General features: G+C 69.7%; 13 protein-coding genes. 11 read left to right on the plus strand and 2 right to left on the minus strand.

Annotation, left to right across the window (positions count from 1 at the left end; all coding sequences use genetic code 11):
* Positions 1 to 15 precede the first annotated feature (15 nt).
* The 5 genes from leuA to EAO79_RS12820 all read left to right on the plus strand — a co-directional run bounded on the left by leuA (position 16) and on the right by EAO79_RS12820 (position 6,050).
* A complete protein-coding gene (gene leuA, locus EAO79_RS12800; protein WP_124769215.1) occupies positions 16 to 1,776 on the plus strand; it encodes a 2-isopropylmalate synthase in 1,761 nt (586 codons plus the stop codon).
* Between the two features lie 126 nt (positions 1,777 to 1,902).
* Positions 1,903 to 3,087, plus strand: coding sequence for a sensor histidine kinase (locus EAO79_RS12805; protein ID WP_079705756.1), 1,185 nt, complete (start codon positions 1,903 to 1,905; stop codon positions 3,085 to 3,087).
* On the plus strand, positions 3,084 to 3,773 hold the full coding sequence (locus EAO79_RS12810; RefSeq protein ID WP_079705757.1) for a response regulator transcription factor: 690 nt from the start codon (positions 3,084 to 3,086) through the stop codon (positions 3,771 to 3,773). Before EAO79_RS12805 ends, EAO79_RS12810 begins: the two co-directional genes overlap by 4 nt.
* Before the next feature lie 109 nt (positions 3,774 to 3,882).
* Positions 3,883 to 4,641, plus strand: a complete 759-nt coding sequence (locus EAO79_RS12815; RefSeq protein ID WP_079705758.1) for an ABC transporter ATP-binding protein — start codon at positions 3,883 to 3,885, stop codon at positions 4,639 to 4,641.
* Positions 4,638 to 6,050, plus strand: a complete 1,413-nt coding sequence (locus tag EAO79_RS12820; RefSeq protein WP_124769216.1) for an ABC transporter permease — start codon at positions 4,638 to 4,640, stop codon at positions 6,048 to 6,050. The genes EAO79_RS12815 and EAO79_RS12820 overlap by 4 nt, the downstream gene beginning before the upstream one ends.
* 6 nt (positions 6,051 to 6,056) lie before the next feature.
* Here EAO79_RS12820 and EAO79_RS12825 read toward each other — a convergent pair whose 3' ends face one another.
* Positions 6,057 to 6,725: a trimeric intracellular cation channel family protein gene (locus tag EAO79_RS12825; RefSeq protein WP_079705760.1), complete on the minus strand. Its 669-nt coding sequence runs from the start codon at positions 6,723 to 6,725 to the stop codon at positions 6,057 to 6,059.
* Between the two features lie 83 nt (positions 6,726 to 6,808).
* On the opposite strand from EAO79_RS12825, the gene recO reads away from it, so the two are divergent.
* The 3 genes from recO to EAO79_RS12840 are packed head-to-tail and all read left to right on the plus strand — an operon-like array spanning position 6,809 to position 9,073.
* Positions 6,809 to 7,546 carry a DNA repair protein RecO gene (gene recO, locus EAO79_RS12830; protein ID WP_124769217.1) on the plus strand — a complete coding sequence of 246 codons (738 nt, stop codon included), beginning with the start codon at positions 6,809 to 6,811 and terminating at the stop codon, positions 7,544 to 7,546.
* Positions 7,543 to 8,364: an isoprenyl transferase gene (locus tag EAO79_RS12835; protein ID WP_124769218.1), complete on the plus strand. Its 822-nt coding sequence runs from the start codon at positions 7,543 to 7,545 to the stop codon at positions 8,362 to 8,364. Before recO ends, EAO79_RS12835 begins: the two co-directional genes overlap by 4 nt.
* 28 nt (positions 8,365 to 8,392) lie before the next feature.
* A complete protein-coding gene (locus EAO79_RS12840) occupies positions 8,393 to 9,073 on the plus strand; it encodes a DsbA family protein (RefSeq protein WP_079705763.1) in 681 nt (226 codons plus the stop codon).
* A gap of 136 nt (positions 9,074 to 9,209) precedes the next feature.
* Here EAO79_RS12840 and EAO79_RS12845 read toward each other — a convergent pair whose 3' ends face one another.
* Positions 9,210 to 9,728 carry an aminoacyl-tRNA deacylase gene (locus tag EAO79_RS12845; RefSeq protein WP_124769219.1) on the minus strand — a complete coding sequence of 173 codons (519 nt, stop codon included), beginning with the start codon at positions 9,726 to 9,728 and terminating at the stop codon, positions 9,210 to 9,212.
* A 51-nt stretch (positions 9,729 to 9,779) separates the two neighbouring features.
* Here EAO79_RS12845 and dusB point away from each other — a divergent pair, with 51 nt between their 5' ends.
* From dusB to dnaG, 3 genes are all read left to right on the plus strand, one after another.
* Entirely contained in the window at positions 9,780 to 10,940 is a 1,161-nt protein-coding gene (gene dusB, locus EAO79_RS12850; protein WP_085510729.1) for a tRNA dihydrouridine synthase DusB, read from the plus strand.
* A 25-nt stretch (positions 10,941 to 10,965) separates the two neighbouring features.
* A complete protein-coding gene (locus tag EAO79_RS12855) occupies positions 10,966 to 12,213 on the plus strand; it encodes a deoxyguanosinetriphosphate triphosphohydrolase (RefSeq protein WP_085511054.1) in 1,248 nt (415 codons plus the stop codon).
* Positions 12,214 to 12,301: 88 nt separating this feature from the next.
* Positions 12,302 to 14,176, plus strand: coding sequence for a DNA primase (dnaG, locus tag EAO79_RS12860; protein WP_085510730.1), 1,875 nt, complete (start codon positions 12,302 to 12,304; stop codon positions 14,174 to 14,176).
* Positions 14,177 to 14,244: the final 68 nt, after the last annotated feature.

A 14,244-nucleotide genomic window follows, 5' to 3' on the forward strand; every position in this document is an offset into this window, starting at 1 on the left:
GGAGATCCCAGGATCATGAAGAACACCCAGACCCCATCAGGCATGCCGGTCCACCGCTACCGCGCCTACCAGGACCAGTTCGACGTCTCGCTGCCCGATCGCACGTGGCCTGACCGTCGGATCACCGAGGCCCCGCGCTGGTGCGCCGTCGACCTCCGCGACGGCAACCAGGCCCTCATCGACCCGATGAGCCCGGAGCGCAAGCGCATCATGTTCGACCTGCTCGTGAAGATGGGCTACAAGGAGATCGAGGTCGGGTTCCCGAGCGCGAGCCAGACCGACTTCGACTTCGTCCGCAGCCTCATCGACGAGGGTGCGATCCCCGAGGACGTCACCATCCAGGTGCTGACCCAGGCACGCGACCACCTCATCGAACGCACCTACGAGTCGCTGCGCGGGGCGAAGCAGGCGATCGTGCACCTGTACAACTCGACGAGCATCCTGCAGCGCGACGTCGTGTTCCGCAGCGACAAGCAGGGCATCATCGACCTCGCCCTCCACGGCGCCCGGAAGTGTCGGGAGATGGAGTCGACGGTCCCCGGGACGCAGATCTACTACGAGTACTCACCGGAGAGCTACACCGGTACCGAGCTCGAGTTCGCCGTCGACATCTGCAACCAGGTGGTCGAGGTCCTCGAGGCGACGCCCGACCGCAAGGTCATCATCAACCTGCCGTCGACGGTCGAGATGGCCTCGCCGAACGTCTACGCGGACTCGATCGAGTGGATGAGCCGCAACCTGGCCAACCGCGAGAACATCATCATCTCGCTGCACCCGCACAACGACCGCGGGACCGCGATCGCGGCGGCCGAGCTCGGCTACCTGGCCGGCGCCGACCGGATCGAGGGGTGCCTCTTCGGGAACGGTGAGCGGACCGGCAACGTCGACCTCGTCGCGCTCGGCATCAACATGTTCACGCAGGGGGTCGACCCGCAGATCGACTTCAGCGACATCGACGAGGTCAAGCGGACGGCCGAGCACTGCAACCAGCTGCCGGTGCACGAGCGGAGCCCCTGGGCGGGCGACCTCGTCTTCACGGCCTTCAGCGGTTCGCACCAGGACGCGATCAAGAAGGGCTTCGAGGCGATGTCCGTCGACGCCGTCTCGCAGGGCAAGGACGTCGCCGACCTCGAATGGGCCGTGCCGTACCTGCCGGTCGATCCGCAGGACCTGGGGCGCAGCTATGAGGCGGTCATCCGCGTGAACTCGCAGTCGGGCAAGGGCGGCGTCGCGTACCTGCTCAAGACCGACCACGCGATCGACCTGCCTCGTCGCCTGCAGATCGAGTTCTCAGGCGTCGTCCAGGCGAAGACCGACGCCGAGGGTGGCGAGGTGACGAGCGGCCAGATCTGGTCGATCTTCCAGGACGAGTACCTTCCGGCAACGGTCGCGGATGCCAAGTGGGGTCGGTTCGAACTCCAGTCCACGAAGACGTCGAGCGACCTCACCGGCACCGTGGTCCTCGAGGTCGCGCTTCGCGACGGCGAGCAGGTCGAGGAGCGCACCTCGACCGGCAACGGACCGATCGCGGCCTTCCTCAACCTGCTCTCCGGGCGGGGCATCGAGGTCACGCTGTACGACTACGTCGAGCACACGCTGAGCGCCGGGGGCGACGCCGAGGCGGCCGCCTACGTCGAGCTCCAGGTGAACGACCAGCGCCTGTGGGGCGTCGGCATCGACGGCGACATCGCGACCGCCTCGCTCAAGGCAGTGGTCTCGGCGGTCAACCGGGCCGTGCGCACGCAGGTCGGGGCGCGGGAACTGGCCTCCATCTGACGATCCCGCTGCGCCGGGTCGGCCTTCGGGTCGACCCGGCGCAGCGCTGTCCTCCCGCGTACACCCGGAGGATGATCTTCCCGCGCGAGGACGGGGCAAACGGCGGCCAGGTCGTACGGTTGGGGGATGCTCCGCTCGCTCCGACCCAGCCAGTTGGCTCTCGACATCGCTCTGCCCTCGGTGTTGTTCCTCGCCACCTTCGTGCTGTACGCCGGGCGACAGCCGATGTACGTCATCGTGCTGCTCGGCATGTGCGGCGCGCTCGCCCTCCGTCGCGTCGCCCCGGCCGTCTCCCTCGCCGTCGCCTGGGTCACAGCGCTGGCGCAGATGCTGCTCCTCCTGGCACCCGATCCCGCGAACTTCGCGATCCCGGTCGTGCTCTACGCTGCGGCGAGTTACGGCGGACGGGTGCTGCGCTGGGTCTCCTTCGCCTCTGCGTTCGTCGGAGCCGCGCTCATCGCGTTCTACGTGATCGTCGTCCCGAGTTGGACCACGGGCACCGGCAGCGACATCAGTACCTTCGGCCTGGCGAACGACATGACACCGGTCGCGCAGGTGACCGTCGGGCTGTTCATGTTCCTTGCGTTCGCCGCCTTCTTCGGCCTCGCTTGGACCGCAGGTGTCCTGATGCGCACCTGGCGGCTCGCCCGCGAGAGCCGACAGGCGCAGCTCCTGGCGGAGCGCGACGTCGCCGTCGAGCAGGAGCGCAACCGGATCGCGCGCGACATGCACGACGTGGTCGCGCACTCCCTCGCCGTCGTCATCGCGCAGGCCGACGGTGCCCGATATGCGCTGGCCGCGGACCCGGACTCGGCCGACCAGGCGTTGCGGACGATCTCGAGCATCTCCCGCGAGGCCCTCGCCGATGTCCGGGTGTTGCTCGCACAATTACGGTTCCAACAGACCGAGGGCCCGCAGCCGGTCATGGCCGACCTCGATCGGCTCTACGAGCAGCTGCGAGGAGCCGGGTTGGACGTGGTGGTCCAGCGTCACGGCCAGGAACGACCGGTCGCGACCGGTTCGCAGCTGGCCGTGTACCGGATCATCCAGGAGGCGCTCACGAACGCGCTCCGACACGGCGACCATCGTGGGCCGATCGACGTCCATCTCGACTGGACCGGACCCGAGCTGCAGCTCTGGGTCGTCAACCGGGCGAAGGTCGAACCACCGAAGGCCGGCACTGGGCACGGACTCGCCGGGATGAACGAGCGCGCTACGCTTGCAGGCGGCAGGTTCGGGACGACCCTGGTGGACGGTCTCTTCACCGTCTACGCATCGATCCCGTACGCGACGGTGGGAGTGACGAGATGACCGATCCGAGTGACGCGACGGCAGCGGGGGCGATCACGATCGCGCTGGTCGACGACCAGGCGCTGTTCCGAGGCGGGATCCGCATGCTCATCGGTTCGCAGCCGGACCTCCGCGTCGTCGGCGAGGCCTCCGACGGGCGTCAAGCGGTCGAGCTGGCCGCACGGACACGTCCGCAGGTCATCCTCATGGACGTCCGGATGCCGGTCATGGACGGGATCGAGGCGACGAAGACGATCCTGGCGGAGGCAGACGCGCGCGGGGGCGAGCGGCCTCGGATCGTCGTGCTGACCACCTTCGACCTCGACGAGGCGGCCGCGACGGCCATCCGAGCCGGGGCGAGCGGGTTCCTGCTCAAGGACGCGGAGCCCGAGTTCCTGCTCGCAGCGATCCGCACGGTCCATGCAGGGAACGCGGTCATCGCCGCGTCGGCCACCCGCGAGCTGTTCGAGCACTTCCAGCAGGCTCCGGCAGCTCCGGCCGCCCCGCAGCGCTATGCCGAGCTCACGGCGCGAGAGCGCGAGATCTTCCTCCTCGCGGCGCGCGGGCTGAGCAACTCCGAGATCGCCGCCGCCGAGTTCCTCAGCGAGGCGACCGTGAAGACGCACATCAGCCGGATCTTCGCCAAGCTCGAGGTGCGCGACCGGGTCCAGCTCGTCGTGTTCGCCTTCGAGCACGGCTTGGTCTGACCGCGGTCCAGCACGCACCCGCGGAGTGATCGAGGATCATCCCCAGGATGTACCCGGGTCGCTCGTGCGCCCGACGCGCACCCGGCACCGCACTCCGTAGCTTCGGAGTATGACCACTTCAGCACAGCCGTCCGTCGTCGCCAGCGTCCACGGACTCCGGAAGAGCTACGGACCCGCCGACAACCAGGTCGTCGCCCTCGACGGCGTCGACCTCGAGATCGAGCGGGGCCGGTTCACCGCCATCATGGGCCCGAGCGGCTCGGGCAAGTCGACGCTCATGCACATCATGGCCGGCCTCGACCAGGCCACCGCGGGGCGGGTGCGCCTCGGTGACCAGGACATCACGGACCTCGACGACGGGCAGCTCACGATCCTCCGTCGGCGTCGTGTCGGCTTCGTGTTCCAGGCCTTCAACCTGGTCCCGACGCTCGACGTCGCGGCCAACATCCGGCTGCCCTTCGAACTCGACGCCCGCCGTCCGACCGGTGAGGAGCAGAGCTGGATCGACGTGCTCGTGAGCACGCTCGGACTCGCCTCCCGACTCGGGCACCGCCCGCACGAACTCTCAGGCGGACAGCAGCAGCGCGTCGCGATCGCGCGTGCCCTCGCGACGCGACCCGAGCTCCTCTTCGCGGACGAACCGACCGGCAACCTCGACTCCCGCACCGGGCGGAGCGTCCTGGCCCTACTGGCGGCGGCCAGCACCGAGTACGGGCAGAGCATCGCGATGGTGACGCACGACCCGATCGCCGCGAGCTACGCGGACCGGATCGTGTTCCTCGCGGACGGGCGGGTGGTCGAGGACCGTCCCCGATCGACCGCCGAGCAGATCTCAGCGCTCATGCTCGGCATGGAGCGTGCGGCATGAGCCGGGCGGATCTCGGGCCCCGGGCCCGCGAGCATCGCGCGAGCCTCCTCGTCGCGACGCTGAGTGCCTCGTTCGGCGTCCTGTTGCTCATGGTCACGAGTGTGCTCTCGACCTTCATCCTGGCCGACGACGTCACGGGGTCCAGCGGCACCGTGGTGATCATGCTCATCCTCGCGGCCGCCGTGTTCGTCTCGTTGGCGGTGTACGTCGGTGCGATCGTCACGGCGAACACGTTCGCCACGATCGTCGCCGGGCGGACGAGGACGATCGCGCTGCTCCGCCTGATCGGTTCGACGGCGCGATCGCAGCGTCGCGCCGTCGCGAAGGAGGGTGTCGTCGTCGGCCTGCTCGGCGGGGGAGCAGGGCTGCTCGTCGGGCTCCTCGCGACCTTCGCGCTCGTGCGGATCGGCGTCGCGACCGGTGTGCTGCCCGAGCTGCCGTACGCGATCGTCGAACCGGCCGTGCTCCTGCCGGTCGTCGCGGTCGTCCTGACCACGTGGCTCGCGTCCTGGATCGGCGCGCGTCGTGTCCTGACGGTCACCCCGATGCAGGCGATCGGAGGATCGCAGGAGTTGAGTCGGGAGGAGGCCACCGCGCGGCCCGCCCGGAACGCGGTTGCGATCGGTCTCTTCGTAGTTGGTGTCCTGCTCCTGCTCGCCGGTGTCGGCGTCGGGCTCGTGTCGCCGCTCGGCGTGCTCATCGGCATCCTCGGCGGGATCGTCTCCTTCTCCGGCCTCGTGCTCGGTGCGCACCTCGTGATGCCGCCGGCGCTGCGGCTGGTCGGCCGGCTGTTCGGCACCTCAGCGACGGCTCGACTCGCCGCCGAGAACGCCGTCCGCTACCCGGAGCGCAGTTCTCGCACGACGATCGGACTGGTGATCGGCGTGACCCTCGTGACGATGTTCGCGGTCGCCGCGGCCAACTTCCAGGAGTTCGTGCTGAACGCACAGGCTGCGAATCCGGAGGTCTACGAGGGCACGCAGGCCGTGGTCGCGACGACCGTCGGCGTCTTCTCCGCCCTCATCGGGCTGAGCGCGCTCATCGCCGCGGTCGGGATGGTCAACAACCTCTCGCTCAGCGTCCTGCAACGCACCCGCGAACTCGGACTGCTCCGCGCACTCGGATTCTCGGCGGTGCAGATCCGTCGCATGATCGTGATCGAGGCGGCGCAGCTCACCATCGCGGCCGTCGTCGTCGGCCTCGTCCTCGGGACGTTCTACGGCTGGGCCGGTGCCCAGTCGATGCTCGGCGCGATCAACGGTTCGCCCGGGCTCATCTTCCCGGTCATCCCGTGGGCCATCGTCGCCGTGATCGTCGTGCTCGCCGCACTCCTCACGGCTGCGGCCTCGGTGGCACCGTCCCGTCGGGCGACCCGGATCGCGCCCGTCGCGGCACTCGCGGTCGACTGAGACGACTCAGCCGCGGGTCGAGCGGCGCCAGATCCGCCATCCGCCGATCTGGCGCTGCTCCGGCAACGTCCACCCGAACCGGACCGCCAGGAGGCGGATCACCGCGGTCGAAGAGACACCGACGATCGCCGCGATCCCGAGCGGTGCCCCGAAGGTCACGGCGAGGACGAGGAGGGCGGTACCGACCGCGGCCGCCACGGCGTAGAGCGAGCCGACGTGCATGAGGGCGACGGGGACACCGAGCATGACGTCGCGGAGCACCGATCCGCCGACGGCTGAGACGGTTCCGACGAAGATCGCCGGGATGACCGGCAGGCCGGCTGCCAGGGCCTTGGTGGAGCCGATCGCTCCGAACATGCCGATCGTCAGGGCGTCGAGACCGATGATGACCGGCCCGAGCCTCGTGATGGTGCGCAGGAGGAACATCCCGAGCAGGGCGGCTCCCGAGGCGACGGGGAGGTACCAGTTGTTCTGGAGGGACGCCGGCACCTGTCCGAGGAGGATGTCGCGGATGAGACCGCCACCGAGTCCGACGACGACGCCGATGATGGCGACGCCGAGCCAGTCGAGTTGACGATCCTGGAATCTGGCCGCGAACATCGCGCCCTGGACGGCGCCGATCGCGACCGCCGAGAGGTCGACCCACAGCGGAACGACGAAGAGGACCTCGTTCACGGCTTCATCTCTCCAGGCGCTCCTTCGATCCCCGACGGCGGTTCCCGGGTCACGTTGTCGGTGCGAGGCGGGATAATCGATGCGTGCCGGTATATCGAGACGAAGTGGTGGTGTTGCGGACCCACAAGCTCGGCGAGGCCGATCGCATCGTCACCATGCTCTCACGCAGCAGGGGCAAGATCCGGGCGGTCGCGAAGGGTGTCCGTCGCACGGGCTCGAAGTTCGGGTCCCGGCTCGAGCCGTTCATGGTCGCCGACGTCCAGTTCTACGAGGGCCGCAGCCTCGACACCATCACCCAGGCCGAGTCGCTCGGCTCGTACGGCGCCGAGATCAGCGCCGACTACGGGAGCTACACGGCCGCGAGCGCGATGGTCGAGGCGGCCGATCGGCTGACGGAGTCCGAGGGCTCCCTCCAGCAGTACCTGCTGCTCGTCGGCGCCCTGCGGTCGCTCTCGAAGCATGAGCACGGTCCGCGGCTCACCCTCGACTCCTACCTGCTCCGGGCGTTCTCGCTCGCCGGTTGGGCACCGAGCTTCGGCGCCTGCTCGAGGTGCGGCACGGAGGGCGAGTACTCGCACGTGGTCGTGCAGCTCGGCGGGGTCGTGTGCGACGACTGCGCGCCCTCAGGGAGCCCTCGGCTCGACGCCGAGACCCTCTCGCTCCTCGGAGCACTGCTCTCCGGCGACTGGGAGCACGCGGAGGCCGCCGCCGAGCAGACGGCCTCACGGGCGAGCGGATTCACCGCCGCCTATGCGCAATGGCATCTGGAGCGCGGCCTGCGGTCGCTCGCGCACCTCGAACAGGATCGGAGCCGCGGGTGACCCCGAAGCCCTACACCCACCGCGACGCGGTGCCGTTCAAACCGATCGACTGGACAGGGGAGGTCCCGCCCGAGTTCGCGAAGGGTGAGGTGCCGTCGCACGTCGCGATCGTCATGGACGGCAACGGCCGGTGGGCGAACCGGCGCGGACTCACGCGTGTCGAAGGGCACAAGGCGGGCGAGGCCGCACTCCTCGACGTCGTGGCCGGTGCCCTGCAACTCGGGATCAAGCACCTGTCGGTGTACGCGTTCTCGACGGAGAACTGGAAGCGCTCACCCGATGAGGTCCGCTTCCTCATGGGGTTCAACCGCGAGGTGCTCCATCGACGGCGCGACCAACTGAACGAGTGGGGCGTGCGCGTGCGCTGGTCGGGGCGTCGGCCGCGGTTGTGGACCTCGGTCATCAAGGAGCTCCAGACGGCGGAGGAGCTGACGCGCGACAACGACCGCCTGACGCTCACCATGTGCGTCAACTACGGCGGTCGCAACGAGATCGTCGACGCGGTGCGCAGCATCGCCGACGACGTCGCCGCCGGCCGCATCAAGCCGTCGGCCGTCTCGGAGCGTCTCGTCCAGAGCCGGCTCTACCTGCCCGACCTCCCGGACGTCGACCTCTTCGTCCGGAGCTCCGGAGAGCAGCGCACCAGCAACTTCCAGCTGTGGCAGTCGGCCTACGCGGAGATGGTCTTCCTCGACACCCTCTGGCCCGACTTCGGGCGGCGTCAGCTCTGGGAGGCCGTCGAACGGTACGCCGGACGCGACCGTCGTTTCGGCGGGGCGCGCGACGTGCCAGACGCCCCGGCGCCCTCGGGGGAATGACCGACGGGTGTCGGCGGTTGGCCCTGACATGAGTGAACCCATCAAGATCGACATCTGGTCCGACATCGCCTGCCCGTGGTGCTACATCGGCAAGCGCAAGTTCGAGCGGGGTGCGGCGGAGTTCGCGCAGCTCGGCGACGGACGCGAAGTCGAGGTCGAGTACCACTCCTTCGAGCTGGCACCCGACACCCCGGTCGACTTCGACGGCACCGAGATCGACTTCCTCGTGAAGCACAAGGGCATGCCGGCCGACCAGGTGCAGCAGATGCTCGATCGGGTGACGGGGATCGCCTCGGACGCCGGTCTCGAGTACGACTTCGGCATCCTCCAGCACACGAACACGGTGAAGGCGCACGAACTGCTGCACTTCGCCAAGGCGGAGGGGAAGCAGCTCGAGATGACCGAGCGCCTCCTGCGGGCCTACTTCACCGAGGGCCGCCATGTCGGTCGCATCGAGGACCTCGCCGACCTCGCCGTCGAGGTGGGGCTCGACCGGTCCGCCGTGGTCTCGGCGCTGGAATCCGGCCAGTACACGCAGGCAGTCCGCGAGGACCAGGCGACGGCACAGGGGTACGGCATCCAGGGCGTCCCGTTCTTCGTCATCGACGGCGCCTACGGGGTGTCCGGCGCGCAGGAGGCGGCCGCGTTCACGCAGGTCCTCGAGCAGGTCTGGACGGAACGCGCGAGCACCGAGCCGGTGCAGGCGTGAGCACGGAGACGACGTCGCCTGAGCGCAGCGTCCATGATCAGCAGTCCGCGCCGGTCCGGCCGGCGCTCCGACTCCTCGGAGGCGACGCCGTCGTCTGCGAGGGCGACAGTTGCCTCGTGCTCCCGCCGGAAACGGCTCAGGACTGAGGGTCCTCCGGCTCGGTGAGGTCCGCGGTGACGGCGCCGATGGCGGTGAGGTACTCCGCCGCGTCGACGAAGGCGCTCCACCCGTGCTCGCCGGCGCCGATCGAGATGCGCCCTCCGCGCTCGAGGATGCGCTCGTCCGCATAGACGGGGAGTGGAGCGCTCGCACCGAGGACGGTGATGGTGCCGCGCTCGTAGCCGGTCGCCTGGAACGCGGTCGCCGCGTCCGGCATCGCGAGCTTGTTCACACCGAGCAGCGTGCGGAACGGCGGCCAGGAGATCTTGCGGCCGCCCGGCACGAGGGCGAAGAGGTAGTCGCCGCTGCGACGCTTCACGACGATCGTCTTGACGATGTCCGCGGGCTCGATGCCGAGCAGCTCCGCCGCCTCGTGGAGACTGCGCGCGGGCGGTCGCTCGACCAGCTCCACGTCGAGACCGAGTGCGGCGGCCGCTGCTCGGACGCGCTCGCGGCCGGACGGCTTGAGGTCGGCGGGCGGGACGGCGTCTGACATGTGGTCCTCACTGGGCGCGGGAGCGCCGATCATCTGGGAGAATCGAGGGTGATGTCTCTTCCTACCACGCTCTCGCAGCGCCCGAGCCTCGCGATCGGGCCCATCGTGCTCGACTCGCCGGTCGTGCTCGCCCCCATGGCCGGGATCACCAACACGGCGTTCCGTCGACTGTGCCGCGAATACGGTGCTGGACTGTACGTCAGCGAGATGATCACCTCCCGCGCGCTCGTCGAACGCACGCCGGAGACCATGCGGCTCATCCAGCACCACGAGAGCGAGACGCTCCGCTCCATCCAGCTCTACGGCGTCGACCCGAAGACGGTCGCCGAGGCCGTCACCATGCTCGTCGCCGAGGATCGCGCCGACCACATCGACCTCAACTTCGGCTGCCCGGTGCCCAAGGTCACCCGCAAGGGCGGGGGAGCGGCGCTGCCCTGGAAGACCGGGCTCTTCCGCGACATCGTCGAGGGCGCTGTCCGTGCCGCCGGCGACGTCCCGCTCACGATCAAGATGCGCAAGGGCATCGACTCCGACCACCTCACCTACCTCGAGGCCGGCCGGATCGCCGAGGGCGCCGGCGTGGCGTCGATCGCGCTGCACGCCAGGACCGCCGCCGAGTTCTACTCCGGCCACGCGGACTGGTCGGCGATCACCAAGCTCAAGGAGACGGTCACCTCGGTGCCGGTCCTCGGGAACGGCGACATCTGGTCGGGAGAGGACGCCCTGAGGATGGTCGACGAGACCGGCTGCGACGGCGTCGTCGTGGGCCGCGGTTGCCTCGGTCGCCCCTGGCTCTTCGGCGACCTCAGCTCGGCGTTCGCCGGTGAGGGCGGCAAGGCGGAGCCGTCCCTGGGCGACGTCGCGGCCGCGTTCCGGCGTCACGCCGAGCTCCTGGCCGAGTTCTTCGAGAGCGAGGAGCGCGGCTGCCGCGACATCCGGAAGCACGTCGCCTGGTACTTCAAGGGCTACCCCGTCGGCGGTGACCTCCGCGCGAGCCTTGCGACCGTGGAGTCGCTCGACCAGCTCGACGACCTGCTCGCGACCCTCGACTGGACGGCCCCCTACCCGGGCGCCGCAGCGGAAGGGCAGCGCGGACGCGCCGGCACGCCGAAACGACCGGCACTGCCCTACGGCTGGCTCGACTCGCAGTCGCTGGGTGCCGACGAGCAGACCGAGATCGCGGGAGCGGAACTGGACCACAGTGGCGGATAGCATCATCGAGCAGGGGAGCGTCTCCATGGACCGGGACGGCTACACCCTGCACGACGAAGAACGCTGGATGCCCGAGCACCACTCGACGCGACGCTCCGACTTCGCGCGCGATCGTGCACGGCTCTTGCACTCCAGTGCCCTGCGGCGACTCGCCGCCAAGACCCAGGTGCTCAGCCCGACGAGCGGGGTCGACTTCGCCCGGAACCGACTGACGCACTCCCTCGAGGTGGCGCAGGTCGGTCGCGAGCTGGCTGCCAGCCTGGACCTCGCTCCGGACGTCGTCGACACGGCGTGCCTCGCGCACGACCTCGGTCATCCGCCGTTCGGTCACAACGGCGAACGAGCGCTCAACGACTGGTCCGCCGCGATCGGCGGGTTCGAGGGCAACGCCCAGACCCTGCGGATCCTCACGCGCCTCGAATCCAAGGTCTTCGGCCCCGACGGCGAGCCGTACGGTCTGAACCTCACCCGCGCGAGCCTCGACGCCAGCTGCAAGTACCCGTGGCCGGCGGCGCAGTCGGTGCCGGATCCCGGTGGTCGCGCCAAGTTCGGGTTCTTCGACGAGGACTCAGCAGCCTTCCGCTGGTTGCGAGCCGGCGCTCCCGAGCGCGTCCGCTGCGTCGAGGCGCAGGTCATGGACCTCGCGGACGACATCGCCTACTCCGTGCACGACTTCGAGGACGCCGTCGTCGGGGAGTACATCGACCCGGCGTTCCTGAACGCGCGCGCAGGACACGACCGCCTCATCGACACGGCGCTGTCCTGGGCCGGCGACGACTTCACCCACGACGACCTCGCCGCCGCCTTCGACCGGCTGCAGTCCTCGCACACCTGGATCACCGCCTGGGACGGCTCCCGGCGCGACCTCGGTCGGCTCAAGAACTTCACGAGCCAGATGATCGGTCGGTTCGCCGGTGCGGCGACTGCGGCGACCCGGGAGGCCTTCCCGCAGGCCAGCCTCGTGCGGTTCGGGGCCGACGTCGTGGTGCCCCACGGCATCCAGGCCGAGATCGCGCTTCTCAAGGGGATCGTGGCCGCGTTCGTGATGTACAGCGACTCCCGCCAGCCGCTGTACGTCCGGCAGCGGGAGATCCTCATCGAACTGTCGGACGCGGTGTTCGCGCTCGGGGAGTCGGCCCTCGACGTCGGCTTCGCGGCGGACTGGCGGGCAGCCGGGTCCGACGCGGAACGCCGTCGCGTCGTCGTCGACCAGATCGCGAGCCTGACCGATCAGAGCGCCCTCTCCTGGCACGAACGGCACGTCGGCGCCTGACGCTCCTCCACACGGGAGCGGGTCTCCGACTCCACTGCGCGGAGGCCCTCAGGGATGGACGATGGACGCACGAGACTAGGATCGAAGCATGGCCGGACGGATTCGACAGAGCGATGTTGAAGAGGTCAAGGCACGCACCAACATCGGCGACGTCGTCGGCGACTACGTCTCGCTGAAGTCCGCCGGCGTCGGCTCGCTGAAGGGCTTGTGCCCCTTCCACGACGAACGCAGCCCGAGCTTCCACGTGCGCCCCACGGTCGGGCTCTACCACTGCTTCGGTTGTGGCGAGAGCGGCGACGTCTACAGCTTCCTGCAGAAGATGGACCACGTGACGTTCGCGGAGTCGGTGGAACGTCTCGCGCAGCGCATCGGGTACCCGCTCAGCTACGAGGAGGGCGGCGGCAAGGTCGACCACGGCAACCGGGCTCGCCTCTTCGCCGCCAACCAGGCTGCCGCCGAGTACTTCCAGCAGCAGCTCCACGACGGCGACGCCGACCTCGGGCGGCGGTTCCTCGGCGAACGCGGCTTCGACGCCGCCGCTGCCGACCACTTCGGGATCGGGTTCGCGCCTGCCGGTTGGGACCACCTCATGAAGGCGCTGCGGTCTCGCGGATTCTCCGACGAGGAGATGCTCGCGGCCGGGCTCGTGTCGAGCGGCGACCGCGGGGTTTACGACCGGTTCCGCGGGCGCCTCATCTGGCCCATCCGCGACACCACCGGGCAGGTGCTCGGCTTCGGCGCCCGGCGCCTGCGCGACGACGACAAGGGACCGAAGTACCTCAACACCCCCGAGACGGCGATCTACCACAAGGCGCAGGTCCTCTACGGACTCGACCTCGCCAAACGCGACATCTCGCGCGGCAAGCGCGTCGTCGTCGTCGAGGGGTACACCGACGTCATGGCCTGCCACCTGGCGGGGGAGACCACCGCGGTGGCGACCTGCGGGACCTCGTTCGGGGTCGACCACATCAAGATGATCCGCCGCGTCATGGGCGACGACTCCGCCACCGGCGAGGTCATCTTCACCTTCGACCCCGATGAGGCCGGGCAGAAGGCCGCGACGCGTGCGTTCGGCGAGGAGAAGCGCTTCTCCGCCCAGACATACGTCGCCGTGTCCTCCGACGGCCTCGACCCCTGCGACCTCCGGCTCAACCGCGGCGACGGCGCCATCCGGAAGCTCGTCGACGGCCGCGAGCCGATGTTCGAGTTCATCATCCGGCGGACGCTGGCGGGCTTCGACCTCGAGACGGTCGAGGGTCGCGTCGGCGCACTCCGCGCGGCCGCGCCGGTCGTCGCCGAGATCCGCGACCCCTCGCTCCGTCCCGGGTACACCCGGGTGCTCGCGAAGCAGCTCGGCATGGAACTCGACGAGGTGGCCCGCGCCGTGCGGGCCGCTGGCGGTGCCGCCGCAGGAGGCTCGCAGAACTCCGCCCGAGACGCCCGCCAGCAGGGCCCCGGCGCACCAGCCGCCGAGCCGCCGCGCGAGCGCCAGGCCTCGCTCAACGACCTGCCCAAGGATCCGTCGACGCGCCTCGAGCAAGACGCCCTCCGTGCGATCCTGCAGCTGCCCCAGCACCTCGAACGCCCCATGCTGGAGCGCGCGGTCCAGAGCTCGGTCGCCAACAGTTCCCTCGCCGTGGTACGCGACGCCATGAGTGTGAGCCTGGACCACCTCGGGACGAACGCCTGGCTCGAGACCGTCATCGCGCAGGTCCCACCCGGCTTCGACGGACTGGTGCGTGAGCTCGGGGTGTCCCCGCTCCCCGAGACGAACGAGGAGAAACTGCCGAGCTACGTCCGGGACATCGCGCGGGCGCTGATCGACCGCGACCTCCTCGGTCGGAAGGCGGCGTTGCTCGGGTCGTTGCGTCGCACCGACCCCCGCGACGAGTCCCACCGGGAGATCACCCGGCAGCTCGCGGACGTCGAGGCGGAACGGCGTGCGCTCCGCGCCGAGGCCTGACGCGGTCGGCCTCCTCCGAGCGTGGCACGTGGCCCCGCCGGGATCGCCGGATACACTCGATGGCGATC

The organism is Plantibacter sp. PA-3-X8 (assembly GCF_003856975.1).
GTDB classification, from domain to species: Bacteria; Actinomycetota; Actinomycetes; order Actinomycetales; family Microbacteriaceae; genus Plantibacter; species Plantibacter auratus.